The organism is Cloacibacillus sp. An23 (assembly GCF_002159945.1).
Lineage (GTDB): Bacteria > Synergistota > Synergistia > Synergistales > Synergistaceae > Caccocola.
On sequence record NZ_NFJQ01000004.1, the window covers coordinates 86,327 to 107,131 of the forward strand.

Genomic DNA, 20,805 nt, shown 5'->3' on the forward strand with positions numbered 1-20,805 from the left:
CACGGCGTTTTTGAGATTTTCCCTATTTTCCTAAAATCTGCCCGGCGTCCGTCACTTCGTCGTCGATCATGCCGCCGAGATGCGCCTGGAGCGCAGTCTTCGCGTATATGCCGAGTATGCCACGCGACTTTTTGAGCGGCGGCCTCCAGCGCGCGAGCCTTTCTTTTATAACTTCGTCCGGGACTCGCAGATTTGCATAGCGGGCATCGACGTCTATCTCTATCGTGTCGCCGTCCTCGACGGCCGCTATCACGCCGCCGACTGCGGCTTCGGGCGAGATGTGCCCTATCGCCGCCCCTTCCGTGAAGCCCGAGAAGCGTCCGTCTGTCAGCACGAAGACGTCCTGCCCCATGCCGAGGCCGACGAGGGCGTCGGTCGTCATCATCATCTCGCGCATACCGGGCGCGCCGCGCGGCCCTTCGTAGCGTATGACGACGACGTCGCCCTTCTTTATCTTCCCCGATACGACGGCGGCGTGCGCGTCCTCGTCGCAGTGGAAGACGCGCGCTGGCCCAGTGAATTTCCGCGCCTTTTCAGAAATCGTCGTCGTGCGGCAGATCGCTCCGTCGGGCGCTAGATTGCCGCGTATCACGACGAGGCCGCCGTTTTTGAAAACCGGCTCCTCGACGGTCGTGAGCACGTCGTGGTCGAGCGATTTGCTTACGGCGGCTATTTCGCCTATCGTGCGCCCCGACACTGTGATGCAGTCCTTATAGAGGAAATCCTTCATCTCCCCCATCACCGCGGGGACTCCTCCGGCGTGGTACAGATCGACGACGCTCGCCTTGCCTGTCGGGATGACGCGGCTGATCACAGGGACTGCCTCGGAGAGACGGTCGAAGTCGTCTAGCGTCAGCTCGACGCCGACCTCTCGCGCGAAGCTCAGAAGGTGCAGCACCGCGTTCGTCGAGCCCGCCAGCGCGAGCGTCAGTATAACGCCGTTGAGCAGCGATTCGCGCGTCAGTATATCCTTCGGCTTTATATCCTGTTTGACAAGCTCGACGATGCGCCGCCCCGTCTGAGTCGCGCAGCGCTCCTTTTCCGCGTAGACGGCCGGCACAGTGGACGAGCCGGGCAAAGCCATGCCGAGCCCTTCCATGAGTATCTGCATCGTGTTCGCAGTGCCCATCAGCGAGCAGGCGCCGGGGCCGGGGCATACGTGATCCTCGAGCCAGCGTATTTTTTCGCGCGCCTCCTCGCTCGCGTAGTCCGCTCCGAATACGAGCTGGTCAAGCTCGCTCATGACGGAGTTGCGCCCCTCGACTTTGCAGACTTCCTGCGAACCGCCGGTTATTACGATGGCTGGGACGTCCGCGCGTATCGCGCCGATGAGCACGCCGGGGATTATGCTGTCGCACGAGGCGAGCAGCACGAGGCCGTCGAGGAGCTGCACTCCCGTCATTATCTCGACGGAGCTCGCTATCACGTCGCGTATGACGAGCTCGTAGCGGAAGTGCGGCATCCCTATCGGCACGGCTCCGCATGTCGCTATCGTGCCGAACTCGAACGGCGTGCCGCCGGCCTGCAATATCCCCGCGCGCACGCGCTTCGCGAGGCGGTCGAGGTGCGCGTGGCCGAGCCCCGCGTCGTTCGCCGTGTTCACTATCCCGATGAGCGGACGGCTGAGATCCTCGTCGTCATAGCCGCAGCCCTTATATATCGCCCTTCTTGAAGAAGAGCCCTTTCCCGAAAAAAGGCCGAGCCTCTTTGAGCGGTAAGTCATTCTCCCCATCCCCCACTTTTGATGAAAATCCTACAGACGGAAGCCCTCGGGCAGAGGGTCGTCCTCGTCGAGCACGAAGTTGCTGAAGGCCGTGATGTTCGCGCTGCCCGAGACGCGCGGGATTATCGCGCGCCGGCCGCCGACCTCCGTCTCGCGCACGGCCTCGGCCTCGAATACGGTGTCGATGATGCTGTGGTGCTCGAGCTTCATTCCGGGCTTTATAACGCCCTTCATGTAAAGCTGCGTCAGCCGCGCGGAAGTCCCCGTGCCGCAGGGAGAGCGGTCTATCTCGCCGTTTGCGAAGACGCACACGTTGCGCGCGCGCACCGTATCGCCGTGCGTCTCCGGCGCGGAGGTCAGCAGAGTGCCGTAGATTCCGCGCAGCTTCGGGTTCTCCGGGTGGACGACCTCGAACTTGCGCAGCGCGTCGTACTTTAGCTCCATCGCCCGCGCCGCGAGCACGCGCGCGTTCTCGGGCTTGAGTTCAAGCCCGAGACGCGAAACGTCGGCGAATACGTAAAAGTCGCCGCCGAAGACTATGTCGCACGGAATTTCGCCTATTCCCTCGGCCTCGAGCAAAACGTCCGAAAGATATACGAACGTCGGGACGTTCTCGAACGAGACGCGCTTCACGCGCCCGTTTGCCACTTCGGCGTAAGCCGTTATCCGTCCCGCCGGAGTGTCGAGCTTCAGTATGTTTTCGCCTTCGCGCGATTCCTTCATGCCCGTCTCGAAAATCACCGTCGCCGCCGCTATGCAGCCGTGGCCGCACATCGTCCCCATTCCCTCGTTATGCATGAAAAGAATCCCGAAATCCCCGTCCTCCGTCGCCGGCGGCAGAAGAACGCCGCCGTACATGTCGGAGTGTCCGCGCGGTTCGAGCATCAGCATGCGGCGGATGCCGTCAAAGCGCTCGCTGAAATACGCGCGCTTATCCAAAATCGTATCGCCTGCGAGCGGCGGCACGCCGGACGTGACGACGCGGAAGGGCTCGCCCATCGTATGGGCGTCTATACAGCTTATCATTTTGCGGAAGCGCATCATCGTCGGTACCTCCATTTGACAGTTTGGCTTTTCTCTCGTGAAGTTCACAATTTCCGCCACTATTATATTACGCTCAACAAAATTATCAAATAAACAAATTTGTTGAATCGGCGGCAAGATACAAAAAATCCCCCGCGTCTTGCGGCGCAGGGGATTTTTACGATCGTCCGGCGTTTTATCCCGCGATGTAGCCCTTAGCTACGAGGACGGCGCGCGAATACTCGTCGTCTGGGCGGTAGCCCTTGTTCAGCAGCTCGCGGATATAGGTGCCGTTGTAGGTGAAGCTCAGGACAAGCTGCGCGAGAAAAAGCGTAAGGATGCTCGCGATGAACATGATCACGGCCCACTTCGCGTCGCCGCGGAAGATCGGCACGAGGAAGCCGAAGAAAAATGTCGTCCAGCTGAAGCCTACTTTCGCTGTGCGGAGCTGCCCGTCGGAGTTTACGAGTCTTACGATCATAAGGATTCCCCCCCAAGGAACTCGCCTTCGGGGCCGCCGCGCGTACGCGGGCCGCCCCGTTGCGTCTCCTTGATAAGAATAGCATAGCGGCGCGATTTATCAAGCTCGCCGCGTTTTTTACCTGTTTTTTACTCTCGGGTAAGCCGGACGCTCCGGAGACGGGGACATAGCCCGCGCTAAATTTGCTATAATCAGCCTTGCCGCGTCTAAACGCGGGGAATCGGGAGGATGCATATGAAAAAAATAATGGCGCTGCTTACTGCGCTCGCGCTCTCCTTCACGGCTCACGGAGCCGAAGCGGCGAGCCTCGGCATGAGCGTCCCCGTATTCACGGCGCACATGGGGATGGCCTTTGACCGCGTTAAATGGGGCTTCTCGCCGGAGAGCATAAGAGAGAAGCTCGTCAGAACGAACGACGGGAACTACGCCGCGGAATACAGCCCGGAGATATTCCTCTACCTTTTCGTCGAGCCGGGCGACGAGAACATCAACTACATAGCCTTGTCGTTCAGCGTCAACGCAGAGTCTAGCCTGAAGTCCACCGACGGCGAGTCGCAGTACGAGAGCCTCTGCCGCCAGCTCGTCTTCGCGCTCGAGGAGGGCGCGACGGAGAAAAGCGCCGCAGGGATGCTCTCGAAGCTTGGGCTTTACGGCCCCGTGCTCGACGGCAGGCAGCGAGCCGAAAGAAGCAAAAAATATATATACATGACGAGATATTGCGAATCTAATATAATGCTCTTAATAATCCCCGCGCCGTAACAGAGGCGCGGACACATACAGAGAGGATAAAAAACATGACTAAAGAAGAACTGCTTGCAAAGCTCGACGAGGCGGAAACGAACGAAGAAATCGCCGAAATAGGAAAAGAGCTGCTCACGCTCGACCCCGAGAGCCCGTACGGGAAGCTCGCGGTATGGGAGACGATGGAGTACGAGGAGGCTATGGAGAACCTCGGCATGCTGCGCGAAGCTATCGATAAAATCCGCGCCGTCGTCGAGGCGCGCGAGCTGCCGGCGCTCGTAGACGACGACCGCGACGCGCTGGTCTACGCTACGGTGATGATGAATCTCGGCTTCTCGCTGCTCTCCGAAGGCGAGACCGAAGAGGCTTACGAGATCGCGAAGGAGCTTGCGAACTTCGACGACGAAGGGGCCTTCGAGAGCCGCACTCTGCTCTACCGCTGCATGCTCGACCTCGAGCTATACGGAGAGATAATAGATGCGCTCGAGGCCGACCCGATCGAATCCGTCGTCGGCGAGCACGCTCGCGCGATAGCGCTGCTCGAGACCGGCGCGGAGCACGACGAAGTCTTCGACGCCATCAACTACGCTATATCGCTCTCGCCGAACGTGCCGTTCTTCGTCGTAAACATCTGGGACATGCCAGAGAGCGACGAGGACGCCGACGACGAGGAGATGGACGTGCTTAACGACGCCGCCTACCTCGCGGAGCCGTGGTGCGCGACAGACAAGCGCCTCGCGGCGCTGAGCGCGCAGACCTTCCTCTTCGGCTACCTCACAGACAGACTCGCCGACGAAAAAGAGATGAAGGTCCTCAGAGAAGGCTACGAAAACGCAGGCATAGCGGACCGCATCGAAGCCGTGAGGAAACATCTCAAGGAAATGGGAGAGTCTGGCCGCGACCCCGAGGAGATAGACGCAGAGGCTCTCAGCGAGACAGCGAACATACTGAGCGAACTGGAAGAGGAATAGCCAGAGCCTCGGAACACACGAGGCCGCGCGGCGGTTACGCGCAAAAGCCGGCGCTTCGCACGACGGGCGAGGAAGGGATGTTTTCTGCGCCCTTCCGCCGCGCGAAAGCGGAGCATGTCGTTTATGTGCGGCGGACGCGGCGCAAAACCGCCGCGCATAATACAAATTCTCATAGAAACACAGAAAAGCGCCCTCCGGCTTCGGAGGGCGCTTCACTTATGACTCCGGCCTACCTAGTCGACGTCGTAATCCACGTCGCTCGGGTCGAAGACCTTGTAGACGTAACCATGGACGCGGTCCCACGCGTATGGGCCGTTCGGCGCGACTCCGCCGAAGCCGTCGAGGAACTGGTAGCCTTCGGCTATCGCCTTCTCGCGGCGCACCCAGCCGTTAAAGACCGGCACGAAAGGCCACGGCCCTTCAATACGCGTAGTTTCCCACGCGCCGGGCATCCCGGTCTCCGCGATGAGGCGGTCGAGCGTCTCACGGAACTGCGCCGGCATGGAGTCGATAAATATCAATTTCGCACGCGACGTAGAGCCGAAGCGCGTCATCAGCCACGCCGCCGCATACTTTCCGTCTGAGAGCTCAGACAGCGCCGTCACAGCGTTATACAGCGCGTTGACTGCGACTATCTGGCGCGGCACGTAGCTGCCTCCGCCGATGAAGCCGCTGACCATCTCCCAGTTCGCCGGGTCTCCGTCCGGGAACAACTTCTTAACGAGCGCGGCTCCGGCGGCAGCGCGCGTCTCGACCGACGGAGCCTCCGTCGAAAGCCTAAAAAGCTCCGCGTCGCTTCCCTGCGGCGCGAGCAGCGCTATACGCGTATAGGCGGACTCCCCCTCTTCCTTTATCTTCATCCTGCTCTCCATCTCCGCGACGAAAGAGTCCCACTCGGCGTCGGCGAACGCCGCGCCGCACGAAAAAACAGACATGGCCGCCGCGGCGAACAAGGCCGCGGCAATCGACAGCCGTCTCATTGCAACACACCCCTTTTGCTGAATATCAAGGCCGCCGTTCCCGGCGGCACGGAAGGCGAAGCCTCCTTCCATATCCGCATTTTAGTAGCTTCTTCCGCCAAGTCAACGCCCTTAGGGCTTTAGCCGACAGCATAAACTTCCGCAACTCTTGAGTCCCATTCAAATATAGTCATAAGTATAAAATAAAATTTATTACTGGCGTATTTATTATGCAAAAACATAAAAACAGCTCCGCCGCTCGCTGCTGGGAGCCTTGAATCAGCGCATCCGGCCTCGGCGTCAGAAATATGTATAGTTGCGCGGCCTCTCGTCCCAGCCGAGCGCGGACTGAACGTCGCGCATATACGAAAGATCGCTCAGTTCCGCGCCGCCAAGGCGTACGAGCTCCTTCAGCGGCACAGCGCCCACGAAGAACGAGGAAAGGTCGGCGATGTAGGCGCGCAGCCTAACGTCGGGCGCGCCGTCCCTGACCGGCGACACGCGCGAGCCCTCGGCGCGCAGGAGGAAAGTCCCGTCGTTCGCCGGCATGAAGGTGTCCTCGACATCGCTTCCCGCTCCGCTCCGCGGACGCGCCCGGCCCTTCGCCTGCGGCGCGCCGGTTTACGAAAAGAGCCCGAAGGCGCAGGCCTTCGGGCTCTGTATCGGCTGTCGTCCGCGCTCGACGGCTATTTGCTCAGCAGAGTGAGCATCGCTCCGGCGGCTACGGCTGTGCCTATGACTCCCGCGACGTTCGGGCCCATGGCGTGCATGAGGATGTACGAACCGGGGAATTCTTTCTGTACGACTTTCTGGCAGACGCGCGCGGCCATCGGGACGGCGGAGACTCCCGCGGCCCCGATGACGGGGTTGATTTTGCGTCCCGACATGACTTTCATGACCTGGCCGAAGATGACGCCTCCGGCCGTGCTGAAGATGAAAGCGATGAGTCCAAGCGCGATTATCTTTATCGTCGCGACGGTGAGGAAAGTTTCAGCTTTCATCGTAGCGCCGACTGAGATGCCGAGGAATATCGTAGTCGCGTTGAGCACTTCGTTCTGAGCGGCGAGAGAGAGCCGTTCGGTGCATCCGCACTCGCGAAGCAGGTTTCCGAACATCAGCATACCGATAAGCGGGACGGAAGCCGGAAGGACGAGTCCGCAAGAGATCGTCGCCACTATCGGGAAGAGTATCTTCTCTGTGCGCGAGACGGGACGGAGCTGTTCCATCTTAATGGCTCTGTCTTCTTTCGTGGTAAGGAGCTTGATAACCGGCGGCTGGATGAGCGGTACGAGCGACATGTAGCTGTACGCCGCGACGGCGACCGCCGGGAGTATGTCGCGCGCGAGCTTCGCGCAAAGGTAGATTGCGGTCGGGCCGTCGGCTCCGCCGATGATTCCGATTCCGGCGGCCTGCTGGATGGTGAAGCCCATGCACATCGCGCCGATGACGGCGACGAAGACGCCGAGCTGCGCGGAGGCTCCGAGCAGGAAGGTTATCGGGTTCGCAAGCAGCGGGCCGAAGTCGGTGAGCGCACCTATACCCATGAATATGATGACGGGATAGAGCTCATGGTCGATGCCGAATTTTACGAAGTAGAGGAAGCCCCCCGGATCGACAATGCCGGAGAGCGGCAGATTGACGAGCAGGCATCCGAATGCTATCGGCATAAGGAGCAGCGGCTCGAAGCCCTTCGCTATGGCGAGGTAGAGCAGTACAAACGCCACGAGGAGCATGACAAGCGTCGGCCCGTTGAGCGCGACGAAGCCAGACTGCTCGATAACGCCTCTCAGCGCTGTCAAGTAGAGTTCCATAAAAGTTTTCCTCCCCAGGAAAAAACTTTAGAACGTTATTTCGTTGTTCGCTGTTAAGCTTATCAGCTTATTAAGCGACTACGATCAGCGCGTCGCCCGTGCTGACGGTGTCGCCTTCTTTGCAGCAGAGCTGCTGGACGGTGCCAGCGACGGTCGTGTAGATTTCGTTCTCCATCTTCATGGCTTCGAGGATGAGGACGAGCTGTCCGGCGGTGACGGCGGTGCCGGGCTGGACGAGTATCTTGAGGACCTTACCGGGCATCGGGGCTGTTATCGTGCCTTCGCCGGCGGGTACCGGCGCGGCGGGCGCAGCGGGAGCGGGAGCCGCCGCGGGCGCAGGGGCCGGGGCGGGCGCAGGAGCCGGAGCCGCTACAGGGGCAGGGGCCGCTACGGGCGCGGGAGCGGGTACGGGCGCAATCGCGGGGGCCGCGCCGGCTCCGAGTTCTTCAACGTCCACATCGTATGCTTTGCCGTTTACCGTTACTCTGTATTTGCGTGACATGAAAGAATACCTCCTGATTATTTATCGTATTTGATGAAAGGCTTAGTAAAGGCCTTCCGTGTTCTGGAGCCTGCCGACGCTCTTCCACGCGGAAGCGGCGGGGGCTTTTACCGGGCTGTAGGAAATTACGCGCGCCGTCGGGCCGCACTCTGCGGCTATCGCAGCCGTTATGACGGCGAGCAGCTCGTCGTCATCTGCCGCAGCCGCTGCGGCCGCCGCCGCGACGGCCACTGCCTGTTCCTGCGCCGGCGCCGGCGCAGCGGGGGCTGCAGCCGGAGCGGCGGGCGAGGGAGCGGCGGGAGCGGCCGGCTTTTTGCCGATGCCGTCGATCGCGCCGGAGACGTGCTTCATTCCCATCATTACGAGCATAAGGCCGATGATGACTATGAAGACTATGCTGAACGCGATAAACGACATTATAAGCCCGCCGGGAACTCCGACGAAGAAGGAGCTGATGGAACCGTTCATAGCTCTCAGCCTCCCGCCTTAGTTGGGCATTATGCCGTGTTTGCGCTTCGGGCGGAGCTCGCTCTTGCTCTCGGTCATTACAAGGGCCTGGTAGAGGGCCGGACGCGTCTCTTCGGGAAGTATGACGCGGTCGACGAATCCGCGCTGCGCCGCACGATACGGGTTGGCGAAGGATTCCTTGTATTCCTCTATCTTTTCGGCGCGCTTGGCGGCTTTGTCCTCGGCGGCTTCAATTTCCTTGCGGAAGATGATGTTCGCGGCGCCTTCGGCTCCCATGACGGCTATCTGGGCCTGCGGCCAAGCGAGCACGACGTCGGCGCCGAGGTCCTTGCTGCACATGCCGAGGTACGATCCTCCGTAGGCCTTGCGCATGACGATGGTGATCTTCGGAGCGGTCGCTTCGCTGTAGGCGTAGAGCAGCTTCGCGCCGTGACGGATGATTCCGCCCATTTCCTGGTTGAGTCCGGGGAGGTATCCGGGGACGTCTTCAAACGTTACGATAGGAATGTTGAAGGAGTCGCAGATGCGGATGTGGCGGCTCGCCTTGTCGGAGGCGTCGATGTCGAGGCATCCGGCCATGAATTTCGCCTGGTTGGCTATGATTCCGATGACGCGCCCGCCGACTCTCGCGAAGCCCGTTACGATGTTCTTCGCGTAAAGTTCCTGCACTTCGCAGAAGTCGCCGTTGTCAACAACCTTTTTGATGACGTCGCGGACGTCGTAGCCGCGGTTCGGATTCGTCGGGACGATCTCGCGAAGGCCCATGTCCGTGCGGTTCGGGTCGTCGCCGGTCTCGACGAAGGGAGGCTCTTCCATGTTGTTGCTGGGCAGGTAGCTCATGACTTTGCGTACCTGAGCGTAGCACTCGGCCTCGGTCTTCGCAAAGAAGTGGGCGCAGCCGGAGTGCGCGTTGTGGGCCATCGCTCCGCCTATCTGCTCGGAGGTCACGTCCTCGCCGGTGACGGACTTGATGACCGCCGGTCCGGTGATGTGCATGATGCCGATTTTATCGACCATGAAGATGAAGTCTGTAAGCGCCGGGCTGTAGACGGCTCCGCCAGCGCAGGGGCCGGCTATTATCGAGAACTGCGGGATGACGCCGCTCGCCTTGACGTTGCGGAAGAATATCTTTCCGTAGCCGGAGAGCGCGTCTACAGCTTCCTGTATACGCGCGCCGCCCGAGTCGTTGATGCCGATGCAGGGCGCGCCGTTGGTGAGGGCGAGGTCGAGGACCTTGCATATCTTCTGGGCGTGCATCTCGCCGAGCGAGCCGCCCATGACGGTGAAGTCCTGGCTGAATACGTAGACGATGCGTCCGTCTATCGTACCGTAGCCCGTCACGACGCCGTCGCCGAGGAACGTCGTCTTGTCAAGTCCGAAGTTGGTGCAGCGGTGTTCGACGAATTCGTCTATCTCCACGAAGCTGCCGGGGTCAAGAACTGCGTTGATGCGCTCGCGCGCGGTCATCTTGCCTTTGTCGTGCTGTTTGGCGATGGCCTTCTCGCCTCCGCCGAGAGCCGCTTTCTCTCGTTTTTCGATGAGAGAGGCGCACAGTTCGTCAATCGTTTTTTCCGCCATTACCTCTTACCTCCTCATTATCTGTTAAGCGGAGGGTTTCAGCCGTCCCGGGACGTTTTGACGCTCGGGACACAGCAGGCCCTCCGCATACAGTTCGTGTTATAAGGCCGCGCGCCTATTTGGCGCGGCGGCTCTTTTGACGCTTAGTCGCGCTGGCAGAGCTCGAGGAGCACGCCGCCGGTCGCCTTCGGGTGGAGGAAGGCTATCTTCGCTCCGCCCGCGCCCCTGCGCGGCTTCTCGTCTATCAGGCGGACGCCCTTCTCTTTGAGCTCGGCGAGCGCCGCTTCGATATCGGCGACGCGTATCGCTATGTGCTGGATGCCCTGTCCGTTCTTCGCGATGAATTTGCTGACCGGGCTGTCCTCGCTCGTGCCCTCGAGAAGTTCGATCTCGGAGTCGTCTATGGGCAGGAAAGCCGTCTTGACCTTCTGCTCGGCGACTTCTTCGACGCCGTGGCATTTCACGCCGAGAGCGCCTTCCCAGAACTTCATCGCTTCATCGATGCTGTTTACAGCTATGCCGATGTGGTCTATTATTTTTGTTTCCATACTACTTCGCCTCTTTCGCTCTCTTTTCGGCTACGGCCTTTTCGAGCCATTCGATGGTCTCGGAAGTCGGGGTGCCGGGGCCGAAGATGGCCCCCGCGCCGTACCCGAGCAGCGTCGGATAGTCGGTCTCGGGAATGACGCCGCCGCCGAAGACGATGATGTCGTCGGCGTGCTTCTCCTTGAGGAGATTGATTATCGTCTTGAAGCAGTAGTCGTGAGCGCCGGAAAGGATGCTGATGCCGATGGCGTCTGCGTCTTCCTGAATGGCGGTGTTGACTATCTGCTCCGGGGTCTGGCGGAGACCGGTGTATATGACTTCCATGCCGGCGTCCCTGAAGGCTCTCGCGATGACCTTCGCGCCGCGGTCGTGTCCGTCGAGTCCGGGTTTCGCAACAACTACGCGGATTTTACGATCCATTTTTCTTCCTCCTTAAAAGCTCTCGCGATTCTAAAGAACCACGTTCTCTTTGTACTCGCCGAAGACTTCGCGGAGAACGCCGCAGATTTCGCCTTCAGTGGCGTAGGCGTGGACCGCGTCGAGGATGAGCGGCATGAGGTTTGCGTCGCCCTTCGCGCCTTCGCGCACCGCGTCGAGGGTGGTCTTGACTCTCACGTTGTCGCGTTTTTCCTTCATTTCGCGAAGTTTCTTGATCTGGTTCTCGCCGACGCTCGCGTCCACCTTGAGGAGCTTGCGCTCGGTCATATCTTCGTCGATGTGGAACTTGTTGACGCCGACGATGATGCGGTCCTCGGACTCTATCGACTTCTGGTAGTCGTAGGCGGCGTCCTGGATGTGCTTCTGCGGATAGCCTTTTTCGATGGCGGCCATCATTCCGCCGAGGTCGTCTATCTCCTTGATGTAGGCGAGCGCGCCTTCCTCGATCTCCTTAGTCAGAGCTTCGATGGCGTAGCTTCCGGCGAGCGGGTCTACGACGTTGGTGATGCCGGACTCGTATGCTACTATCTGCTGCGTGCGGAGCGCTATGCGGACGCTCTTGTCGGTCGGCAGCGCGAGCGCTTCGTCAAGGCTGTTGGTGTGCAGCGACTGCGTGCCGCCGCAGACCGCGGCCATCGTCTGAATGGCGACGCGGACGATGTTGTTCTCCGCCTGCTGAGCGGTGAGCGTGCAGCCCGCCGTCTGGGTGTGGAAGCGGAGCATCTGCGCGCTCGGGTTGGTGACGCCGAAGCGCTCCTTCATTATGTGCGCCCATACCTTGCGCGCAGCGCGGAACTTCGCGACCTCTTCGAGGAAGTCGTTGTGCGCGTTGAAGAAGAACGAAAGGCGCTTGCCGAATACGTTCGGATCCTGTCCGGCCTTGATGGCGGCTTCGATGTAGGCGATGCCGTCCGCGAGCGTGAAGGCGACTTCCTGAATGGCGGTCGAGCCGGCCTCGCGGATATGGTAGCCGGAGATGGATATAGTGTTCCACTTCGGAATGTTGCGCGAGCAGAAATCAAAAATGTCGGTGATGAGGCGCATCGACGGCTTGGGGGGGAAAATGTATGTGCCGCGCGCGATGTATTCCTTGAGTATGTCGTTCTGGATGGTTCCCGCGAGGGCGTTCATCGGCACGCCCTGTTTCTCCGCGACTGCGATGTACATGGCGAGGAGTATCGACGCGGGCGCGTTGATGGTCATCGAGGTCGAGACTTTATCGAGCGGGATACCGTCGAAAAGTATCTCGGCGTCGGCGAGGCTGTCTATCGCGACGCCGACCTTGCCGCACTCGCCGACCGCCATCGGGTCGTCCGAGTCGTAGCCTATCTGGGTCGGAAGGTCGAACGCGACTGAAAGGCCGGTCGTCCCCTGGCTCAGAAGGTAACGGTAGCGCTTGTTGGAATCCTCCGCCGTGGCGAAGCCGGCGTACTGGCGCATCGTCCAGAAGCGTCCGCGGTACATCGTGGGCTGAACGCCGCGAGTATAGGGATAGACGCCGGGGAATCCGAGATCCTTCGCGTAATCCACGCCGTTCACGTCTTCGGGAGTGTACGTCCTCTTAAGCGGGATGCCTCCGCCGGTCGTGAAGTTGGCCTTTCTTTCGGGGCCTTTGGTGAGAACCTTCTCGACCGCCGCTTCGTAGGCCTTCTTTCCTTCTGCTACTTCCTGGAGCTGTGTTGGTTCGAACAATTACTCCGCCTCCTTGCGAAACTTGTCGGGCCACTTCTGAGAATGACCGTCAGCACACTGGGATCTTCAAAATTACCACACGCCGCTATTATTGCCCAACTTCCCGCAAATTGCAACATTTGCGCGTTAATTTCAGACAAGTCAGTTCATTCTTTTTTAAATACAAGGCCGACGCGGAATCAAAGCGCAGAAATGCGGCGATATAATCGAAGGCGGCTCGCAAATCGAAGCCTCTGCTATATAATAACGTCAAATACATAAAGCACTGGAGGGTGCCACAATGATGCAGAACGCTATAAAAATCACCGATTCGATATACTGGATAGGCGGCAACGACCGTGAGACGGACCTCTTCGAGGGACTCTGGACTCTGCCGCGCGGCGTCGCCTACAACGCCTACTTCATCAACGACGAGAAGACCGCCGTCATCGACACCATAAAGGCGGACAAGCTCTCTGACTATATGGAGCGCCTCGTCTCCGGGCTCCCGGAGGGACGGACGATAGATTACCTCATAGTCGACCACATGGAACCCGACCACTCCGGCTCCATAAGCATCATGCGCCGCCTCTACCCCGAGATGAAGATAGTCGGCAACAAGAAAACGCTCGAGATGATCGACGCATTCTACGGAATAAAAGACGGGACGGTAGAGGTCAAAGAGGGCGACGTGCTCGACCTCGGACATCACAAGCTCACCTTCGCTATGATACCGATGGTCCACTGGCCCGAGAGCATGGTCACATACGACACGACGGAAAAGGTACTCTTCTCAACCGACGCCTTCGGCGGCTTCTGCGCTCTCGAGGGCGGCATCTTCGACGACGAGCTCGATATGAGCCTCTACGAAGATGAGACGCTGCGCTATTTCGCGAACATCGTCGGGCGCTACTCCGCACCGACGCAGAAGGCCATCGCCAAGGTGCGCGGCCTCGACCTAAAGATAATCTGCCCCGCCCACGGCCCGATACTCCGCTCAAACCCGAAGCACATTGTAGACCTTTACGACAAGTGGAGTAAACAGGAGACTGACGAGGGCGTCGTCGTCGTCTACGGCTCGATGTACGGCAACACGAAGCTGATGACGGACGCGATAGCGCGGGCCGCCTGCGAGGCCGGCGTCAAAGACGTCATAGTACACGACGCCTCGCGCTCCAACCTCTCCTGCATCGTGCGCGACGTGTGGAAGTACCGCGGCCTCGTGCTCGGGAGCTGCACCTACAACACGGAGCTTTATCCGCCGGTTGCGACGCTCTGCCGCACCCTCAAGAACAAGATGATGAAGAACCGCTATCTCGGCATCTGCGGCTCCTACAGTTGGAGCAAAGGCGCGCTCGCGGAGCTTCAGGTATTCGCGGAGCAGGGCGGCGACTGGAAGCTCGTCGAGCCGACCATCGAAGTCAAGTCCTGCCCGAAGGAGCCTGACCTCGAGCTCTGCCGCGAGCTCGGCAGAAACATGGCTGCGGCGGTAAAATCCCCGCGGGAATAGCCTCCGATGCGCAAAACTCCCAAATATCTCGCCGCGGCCGCAGCGCTGCTGCTCGCCGCATCGGCCGGAACCGGCGCCGCCTCCGCGCGCGAGATAAACGTGCAGGTCTCGTCCCTCGGCGTCTACGAATCGAAATACGAGGGATGCGAAGCGCGCATCGTTACGCCGCTCGTAACCGGCCTCGCTATGGATTCCATACAAAAAGAGGTCAACACCATGCTTGCCGAAAAAGCGCTCGAGATGCAGGAACGCTACGAGCTCGAGGTAATAGAGCTCATGGACGATCCTTTCGCGGGGCGCGGCGCGCACACCGGCTGGCTGATGGATTACAGGATAATCGACGGAGACCCGCGATTCCTCACGCTCGACGTGGTGGAGATGAACACCGTCGGCTCATCCTCAACGAAGCGCACGATAATGAACTTCGACCGCGAAACCGGAATGCCGGTGACGCTCGGAGAATTCTTCAATCCGCGCGCGAACTACGTGAAGGTCGTGAGCGACGCAGTCAGAGGCGTCATGCGCCGCGCCAACAAGAAACAGAAGGGAACCTACTGGGTTGCGCCCAAGGACGACGGAGGCTTCTCATCGATAAAGGCCGGCCAGAACTTCTACGTAAACAAGGACGGGCGGATCGTGATATGCTTCGACAAGTACGAGGTCGCCCCCGGCTCAAGCGGCTGCCCGGAGATAGAGCTCGACATGAAGGAGCTCGCCCCGTGGCTCAAGGCCGAATGACGGAAGATTCCGGAAAAATATGAAAAGCCGCCGCGGGTGAGCCGCGGCGGCTTTTTTAGCGTTTACTCCGTTATCTCTGCCCCAGTTCCTTGATGACTACCTTCACCTTAGGGGCGTATTTCTTAAACAGCCCGTCGAGCGCCGCCATGTCGTTGCGCTCAAACAGAAGCTTCCAGCCTATCACGTCCTTTTCGAGAAAGGCCGTCAGCCCCGTGCCCTTTGTAACGAGCGTGACGTGACGTATCTCGTCCCAGCGCAGCACCTCGCGATGGTGCGAGAACCATGTGTGCGTATCCTTCACAAAGCCCAGCGGCGAGGCGTAGACCTTTTTCTCGAACTTCAGCACGAGCACTCCGCAGATACATAGGAAGGCGTTGATGACGACCTTCTGATTAACCCCGGAGGCCCGGAACTCCGTGACGCCCGTGACGAGCAGATACGCCGCGAGCGCCCCGAAGGTGAAGCGCCGCCATCCGTCGATGGTGCGGCTCGACTTGGATTTGAGAAGACATTCGAGCTGTTCAAGTTCGGCCAACAAACTATCCCCTTTTCAGAAAAACAGACTTCGACCGATATTATACCATTCCTCCTACGCGAGCTCCGGCGGACGCGTCTTTCCGCCGCGCACCGGCTCGCCGTCCTTGCCGCGCCAGAAGATGCCTATGCCGAGATAGGTCATAAGCACGGCGATCACCGGGTTCATCCAGTTGAGGAAGGCGTAGGGGCCGAACTCGGCTACGGAGAGATTGAAAAGCTGAGCGTGGTAGGCTCCGCAGGTGTTCCACGGGACGAGCACCGACGTAAGCGTGCCAGAGTCTTCGAGCGTGCGCGAGAGCATTCTCGGATGCAGCCCCATCTTGTCGAAAGTTTCTTTGTACATCGTGCCGGGCATCGCGATTCCGAGATACTGGTCTCCGAGGAAGAAGTTGCAGACGAGGCACGAGATCACGACGGAGAGGATGAGCCCTCCGACGGAACGGACGCGAGAGGCCACGGCTTCGAGTATCGCCTTGATGAAGCCGCAGACGTTCATCGCCGAGCCGAAGACGAAGGCGCAGATAATGAGAGAGACCGTCCAGTTCATCGACTGGAGGCCGCCCGCAGACATAAGCTCGACGATGTCGTTGCCGACTTCCTTGGCGATCGAAACGTCGAGCGTCAGCCCGTGCTTAGCGAGAAGCGCCGCCAGCGCGGCCTCGTCGGCGGCTTCGGCGAGCTCTGCGGATACTGTCGGCGTATAGCCGTTCTGCATAACGTTGAGCACAGCGCCGTAATCGTAGCCTTCAATGAACATGAAAGCAGCGGCAATGAACACGCCGGCCCAGAGCGACGGCAGCGCCGGCTTGCGCAGCGCGGAAAGCACGATGACAGCGATAGGCGCGAGCAGAGCGACCGGGCTGACCCAGAACTCCTTGGAGATGACGTCCTGAATGCCGCCTATCTTTGCGTAATCGAGAGTGCCGCCCGCGTAGTTGAAGCCGAGCACGATAGTGATGATCGCGACGATCAGCCACGTCGGCCCCGTAGTCCAGCACATCGCTCGGATATGCTGGAAAAGGTCCGTGCCCGAGACGGCGGGCGCGAGGTTCGTCGTGTCGGAAAGCGGTGACATCTTATCGCCCGCGTAGGCCCCGGACACTATGACGCCGACAGTGAGCGGCGCTGGGATGCCGAGGCCTATCGCTATGCCGAGCAGCGCGATGCCCACCGTGCCGGACGTTCCCCACGACGTACCCGTAGCGAGCGAAACAATGGAACAGATGACGAGCGTCGCAAAAAGGAATATGGACGGAGAAAGAATCGACAGCCCGTAATAGATCATCGTGGGCACGACGCCGGAGTGAATCCACGTCCCGATGAGCACGCCGACGGTATAGAGGATGAGGCACGCCTGCATCGTCGTCATGATGCCCTCGATAATGCCCTGTTCGAGCTCCGCGTAAGAATACTTCAGATAAAGAATGCCGACGGCTCCGACGGCGATAGCGCTGAAAATCAGCATTATGTGCACGTCCTGACCGTAGATGACGACGCCGGAGAGTATGAGGGCGGCGGCTATAGCCAGCATCAGGACGGAAAGCGCCAAAGTCGGTTTTCTCTTTTCGGTCTGTTTCACCTCGTTGTTTGGCATGATTGGTGTTTCTCTCCTTTCGTTATACGAGTATGGTCCGATACGCGGCAGGCCACGCCTTCCGTAAAACCGCACCTCCTTCCGCGAGGGCCCGCTGCTTTTCTTTTTTACACTGTACGTAGAATTGCTTATTGTATCTTATTAAAACATTATAACCTCATACTGTGTTTTGTCCATACAATACGCTCTGATATATCTGCGTGAAGATCGTTATACGAGAAAACGGGCGCAAAAAGCTTGAAAGCTTCGCCCGTTAGCGTTAGAATACACGCGTGTGCGGGGGTACGCGCCCCCAAAGTTGAATCGCATCTTACAAGGAGGAAATTCATATCATGGCTAAAGCTTCTGTCGATCAGTCCGTATGCGTAGGCTGCGAGGCCTGCGTCGGTGTATGCCCCGTTTCCGCCATCGCCGTTGAGGACGGCAAGGCCCACGTCGACGCCGACACCTGCGTCGAGTGCGGAGCCTGCGTGGCCACCTGCCCCGTCAGCGCCATCGCTCAGTAATAACAGAGAAACACGCGATTAAAACCGGGCCGGGACGAGAGTTCCGGCCCGATTTTTCGTCTAAAGACAAAAACACGCCGCACGGCTTTATGCCGTGCGGCGTGTTTTTACATTATTGCAGAAGCTTCGTCAGGCGCGGTCTCTGAATGTGAAGTTGTCGATGAGGCGCGTTTTGCCGATGTAGACGGCGAGGGCCACGAGGGTGCCGTCTTTGATCTTTTCCGACGGGGCCATCGTTTCTCCGTCCACGGCGGAGACGTAGTCGACGCGCGCGAGCGGCTCAGCCTCTATGAGCGCGCGCATCGCAGCAGTGACCTTCGCAGCGTCGCGCTCGCCCTCCTCCGTCATTTTTTTGCCGAGCGCGACGGCCTTCGAAAGCACAAGCGCCGCGCCGCGCTCTTCCCCGTCAAGGTAGGCGTTGCGCGATGATTTCGCGAGGCCGTCTTCCTCGCGCACTATCGGGCAGCCTATCACCTCGACAGCCATCGAGAGGTCGCGCGCCATGCGCTTGACTATCGCGAGCTGCTGCGCGTCCTTCTCGCCGAAGAACGCCATGTCCGGCTCGGCGATGTTGAAAAGCTTGCAGACGACCGTGCAGACGCCGCGGAAGTGTATCGGGCGGCTTTTGCCGCAGAGCTGCTTCGGCATGTCGGACTGTATCTCGACATAGGTGGCGAAGCCTTCGGGATACATTTCCCCAACGCTCGGATGGAACACCATGTCGCAGCCCTCGCGCTCGAGTATCTCACGGTCGCGCTCGAAATCGCGCGGGTATGTCGCGAGGTCCTCGTTGGGACCGAACTGGGTGGGGTTGACGAAGACGGAGGCGACCGTCCTGTCGCAGCGGCGGACGGATTCGCGCACGAGGCTCGCGTGCCCTTCGTGCAGGTAGCCCATCGTCGGGACGAGTCCGACCGTCAGCCCCTGTCTTTTCCATTCGCGCACGACGGCGCGGACTTCGGCTATCGTTTCGGCTATTATCATTTTTTCTTTCCTCCGCTCTAAAATTCCGCATCGAGTGCCGCGAGGTATTCGTCGGAGCAGTCGGATTTGGCGAAGCTGTGCTCCGGCGCCGGGAAGGCTCCGCTCTGCACGTCTTCGACGTAGGCGCGGAAGGCCGCCGTCATCGTTTCGCCCACGGCGGCGTATTTCTTGACGAACTTCGGCGTGAAGTCGGTGTTCATGCCGAGCATGTCCTGATAGACGAGCACCTGCCCGTCGCAGCCCGCGCCGGCGCCTATGCCTATCGTCGGTATCGCGAGCTTTTTCGATATGAGCGCGGCGAGCTTGGGCGGCACGCACTCGAGGACTACGGAAAAAGCCCCGGCCTCCTGCACTGCGAGCGCATCCTCGAGCAGACGGCGCGCCGCGGCTTCGCCTTTGCCCTGCACTTTGAATCCGCCGAATACGTTGACGCTCTGCGGAGTCATGCCGATGTGCGCCTGCACCGGGATGCCGGCGTCGGTTATCGCGCATATCTGCTCCGTCACAGCCGCGCCGCCCTCAAGCTTGACGGCCTGCCCGCGCCCCTCCTTCATCATCCGCCCTGCGTTCGCCACGGCGTCGTAGACCGACGTCTGGTAGGACATGAACGGCATGTCCATTATCACCATCGTTTCGGAGCAGGCGCGCGCGACGGCGGCGCTGTATCTTATCATGTCGTCGAGCGTGACCGGCAGCGTGTCGGAGTAACCGAGCATCGTCATGCCAAGCGAGTCGCCTACAAGTATGGCGTTGACTCCCGCGCGCTCGACGAGCTTCGCCGTCGTGTAGTCGTAGCAGGTGAGCTCTGCTATACGGCGGCCCTCGCCCTTCATTTTGATAAATTCCGCGACTGTGTTTTTCATCTGTCGTTCAGCTCCTGTTCCGTTATTTTCGTGAGTTTTTTTATTTCTCCATAGTCCGCACCGGGATGGCGGCGCTCCGCCATTTCGACGAGGCTCGCGCTGAGCGCTTTGTAAAGGAGACGGCGCTTCGGCTCCGTGATGTTTTCGAGGTGGCGCCGGACCGTGGCCGCGTCGCACCTCTCTACAGGACCGGTGAGCGCCGCCTCGGGACCGTCCGCGATTATGTGTTCCAGGTTGCTCCGCATGAGCGGCGCGAGAGCGCCTATCGCGCCCTCGGAGGTGAAGCCGCAGGAGACTAGCAGCGCGGCGGCCTCCCGAGCGAGCGCGCACATGAAGTTGCTGGCCATGACGCAGCCGGCGTGGTAGCGCGCTTTGCCCTTCGACGGGATGAGCTGCGTTTTCGCGCCGAGTTTTTCGAGCGCCGAACGAAAGTACGCGGCAGGTTCGCAGTCGCCTTCGATGCAGAAAAGTGCGTTTTGCAGCTCCTTGTAAGATTCGTACTTCGAGCTGACAGGAAAGAGCGGATGCAGCGACAGCGCCCCGGCGCCGCGCTCCGCAGCTCCCGGGAAGGCATCCGCAGCAGTGAGCGAGCCGCTGCAATGGCAGAGGAATTTTCCCGATATGCCGAACTCCCGCGCGCATACGTATGTTTCGATTATCGCGCCGTCCGGCGTCGTGAAGAAAAGCGCTCCGCAGCCGCGCACGAGGCTTTCCAAATTTTCGTAGGCGCGCGAGCCGGTGAACTCCGCCGCCTCTCGCGCGCTTTCCTCGCTTCGGCTCCAGTAGCCCGCAAGCTCGAGGCCGCCCACGGCGAAAAATTTCCCAAGCGAGAAGCCGACCTTGCCGGCTCCGATTATCCCGATTTTCATAACATAAACCTCTCCCGCACCCGTTTCGCCTCGGGGCGCGGTTTTCATACACTAACCTTTTCTTTGCGAAAAGTCCGCGAGTAATGTGCAACGGGTTACATTTTATACGTTTTTGACTTTTAGGTAAAGCATGGGCGATTCAAGCGGACAAAGCACGGCCCTGTTTGCAAAAAGCAAGTCTGTAACGCGGAAGAGAAACATCAGGACCGTCCGACAGCGCAGCCGGCGCTTGCGGGAAGGAGCCGTGTGTATGGAATTCCGCACGCATTTTGAAACATTCAGCGAACGTGCG

At 59.8% G+C, this 20,805-nt stretch carries 21 protein-coding genes and 1 pseudogene; 5 read left to right on the forward strand and 17 right to left on the reverse strand.

Going from position 1 to position 20,805, the window contains the following annotated elements:
* Positions 1–22: 22 nt before the first annotated feature.
* The 3 genes from ilvD to B5F39_RS04855 form a co-directional block, all read right to left on the reverse strand.
* Positions 23–1,723, reverse strand: coding sequence for a dihydroxy-acid dehydratase (gene ilvD, locus B5F39_RS04845; protein ID WP_087364536.1), 1,701 nt, complete (start codon positions 1,721–1,723; stop codon positions 23–25).
* A gap of 30 nt (positions 1,724–1,753) precedes the next feature.
* On the reverse strand, positions 1,754–2,782 hold the full coding sequence (locus B5F39_RS04850) for a proline racemase family protein (RefSeq protein ID WP_239391110.1): 1,029 nt from the start codon (positions 2,780–2,782) through the stop codon (positions 1,754–1,756).
* A 160-nt stretch (positions 2,783–2,942) separates the two neighbouring features.
* Positions 2,943–3,227 (reverse strand): hypothetical protein, encoded by a 285-nt coding sequence (locus B5F39_RS04855; RefSeq protein ID WP_087364537.1) that lies wholly within the window; start codon positions 3,225–3,227, stop codon positions 2,943–2,945.
* Positions 3,228–3,461: 234 nt separating this feature from the next.
* Here B5F39_RS04855 and B5F39_RS04860 point away from each other — a divergent pair, with 234 nt between their 5' ends.
* A complete protein-coding gene (locus B5F39_RS04860) occupies positions 3,462–3,986 on the forward strand; it encodes a hypothetical protein (RefSeq protein ID WP_087364539.1) in 525 nt (174 codons plus the stop codon).
* A 35-nt stretch (positions 3,987–4,021) separates the two neighbouring features.
* Positions 4,022–4,939, forward strand: a complete 918-nt coding sequence (locus B5F39_RS04865) for a hypothetical protein (RefSeq protein ID WP_087364541.1) — start codon at positions 4,022–4,024, stop codon at positions 4,937–4,939.
* Between the two features lie 233 nt (positions 4,940–5,172).
* Here the strand turns inward: B5F39_RS04865 and B5F39_RS04870 are convergent, their stop codons facing one another.
* The 9 genes and pseudogenes from B5F39_RS04870 to B5F39_RS04910 form a co-directional block, all read right to left on the reverse strand.
* Positions 5,173–5,919, reverse strand: coding sequence for a hypothetical protein (locus tag B5F39_RS04870; protein ID WP_087364543.1), 747 nt, complete (start codon positions 5,917–5,919; stop codon positions 5,173–5,175).
* 279 nt (positions 5,920–6,198) lie between these two features.
* Positions 6,199–6,453: pseudogene (locus B5F39_RS04875) on the reverse strand (sterol carrier protein domain-containing protein); the annotation flags it as partial.
* Between the two features lie 131 nt (positions 6,454–6,584).
* Positions 6,585–7,709: a sodium ion-translocating decarboxylase subunit beta gene (locus tag B5F39_RS04880; protein WP_087364547.1), complete on the reverse strand. Its 1,125-nt coding sequence runs from the start codon at positions 7,707–7,709 to the stop codon at positions 6,585–6,587.
* A gap of 70 nt (positions 7,710–7,779) precedes the next feature.
* On the reverse strand, positions 7,780–8,211 hold the full coding sequence (locus B5F39_RS04885; RefSeq protein WP_087364549.1) for a biotin/lipoyl-containing protein: 432 nt from the start codon (positions 8,209–8,211) through the stop codon (positions 7,780–7,782).
* A gap of 42 nt (positions 8,212–8,253) precedes the next feature.
* Positions 8,254–8,679, reverse strand: a complete 426-nt coding sequence (locus B5F39_RS04890; RefSeq protein ID WP_087364551.1) for an OadG family transporter subunit — start codon at positions 8,677–8,679, stop codon at positions 8,254–8,256.
* Positions 8,680–8,697: 18 nt separating this feature from the next.
* Positions 8,698–10,257: an acyl-CoA carboxylase subunit beta gene (locus B5F39_RS04895; protein WP_087364553.1), complete on the reverse strand. Its 1,560-nt coding sequence runs from the start codon at positions 10,255–10,257 to the stop codon at positions 8,698–8,700.
* 143 nt (positions 10,258–10,400) lie between these two features.
* Entirely contained in the window at positions 10,401–10,805 is a 405-nt protein-coding gene (gene mce, locus B5F39_RS04900; protein ID WP_087364555.1) for a methylmalonyl-CoA epimerase, read from the reverse strand.
* Between the two features lies 1 nt (position 10,806).
* Positions 10,807–11,223 carry a cobalamin B12-binding domain-containing protein gene (locus B5F39_RS04905; protein ID WP_087364557.1) on the reverse strand — a complete coding sequence of 139 codons (417 nt, stop codon included), beginning with the start codon at positions 11,221–11,223 and terminating at the stop codon, positions 10,807–10,809.
* A 30-nt stretch (positions 11,224–11,253) separates the two neighbouring features.
* On the reverse strand, positions 11,254–12,933 hold the full coding sequence (locus tag B5F39_RS04910) for a methylmalonyl-CoA mutase family protein (protein ID WP_087364558.1): 1,680 nt from the start codon (positions 12,931–12,933) through the stop codon (positions 11,254–11,256).
* Positions 12,934–13,216: 283 nt separating this feature from the next.
* On the opposite strand from B5F39_RS04910, the gene B5F39_RS04915 reads away from it, so the two are divergent.
* Together B5F39_RS04915 and B5F39_RS04920 are read left to right on the forward strand one after the other, a co-directional pair.
* Positions 13,217–14,422 (forward strand): FprA family A-type flavoprotein, encoded by a 1,206-nt coding sequence (locus tag B5F39_RS04915; protein WP_087364837.1) that lies wholly within the window; start codon positions 13,217–13,219, stop codon positions 14,420–14,422.
* A 6-nt stretch (positions 14,423–14,428) separates the two neighbouring features.
* A complete protein-coding gene (locus B5F39_RS04920) occupies positions 14,429–15,160 on the forward strand; it encodes an RsiV family protein (RefSeq protein ID WP_087364560.1) in 732 nt (243 codons plus the stop codon).
* A 70-nt stretch (positions 15,161–15,230) separates the two neighbouring features.
* On the opposite strand, the gene B5F39_RS04925 is transcribed toward B5F39_RS04920, so the two are convergent.
* Together B5F39_RS04925 and nhaC are read right to left on the reverse strand one after the other, a co-directional pair.
* Positions 15,231–15,695, reverse strand: coding sequence for a hypothetical protein (locus B5F39_RS04925; RefSeq protein ID WP_087364561.1), 465 nt, complete (start codon positions 15,693–15,695; stop codon positions 15,231–15,233).
* 54 nt (positions 15,696–15,749) lie between these two features.
* Positions 15,750–17,291, reverse strand: coding sequence for a Na+/H+ antiporter NhaC (nhaC, locus tag B5F39_RS04930; protein WP_087364563.1), 1,542 nt, complete (start codon positions 17,289–17,291; stop codon positions 15,750–15,752).
* Between the two features lie 332 nt (positions 17,292–17,623).
* On the opposite strand from nhaC, the gene B5F39_RS04935 reads away from it, so the two are divergent.
* Positions 17,624–17,797: a 4Fe-4S binding protein gene (locus B5F39_RS04935; protein WP_087364565.1), complete on the forward strand. Its 174-nt coding sequence runs from the start codon at positions 17,624–17,626 to the stop codon at positions 17,795–17,797.
* 129 nt (positions 17,798–17,926) lie between these two features.
* Here B5F39_RS04935 and panC read toward each other — a convergent pair whose 3' ends face one another.
* Genes panC through B5F39_RS04950 form a run of 3 tightly spaced genes read right to left on the reverse strand, consistent with a single transcriptional unit; the run spans position 17,927 to position 20,513 of the window.
* On the reverse strand, positions 17,927–18,781 hold the full coding sequence (gene panC, locus B5F39_RS04940) for a pantoate--beta-alanine ligase (RefSeq protein WP_087364567.1): 855 nt from the start codon (positions 18,779–18,781) through the stop codon (positions 17,927–17,929).
* Positions 18,782–18,798: 17 nt separating this feature from the next.
* Positions 18,799–19,644, reverse strand: coding sequence for a 3-methyl-2-oxobutanoate hydroxymethyltransferase (panB, locus tag B5F39_RS04945; protein WP_087364569.1), 846 nt, complete (start codon positions 19,642–19,644; stop codon positions 18,799–18,801).
* The gene (locus B5F39_RS04950; RefSeq protein ID WP_158095937.1) at positions 19,641–20,513 is read right to left on the reverse strand and encodes a Rossmann-like and DUF2520 domain-containing protein; all 873 of its coding nucleotides are present in this window, start codon (positions 20,511–20,513) and stop codon (positions 19,641–19,643) included. Before B5F39_RS04950 ends, panB begins: the two co-directional genes overlap by 4 nt.
* Positions 20,514–20,805 lie beyond the last annotated feature (292 nt).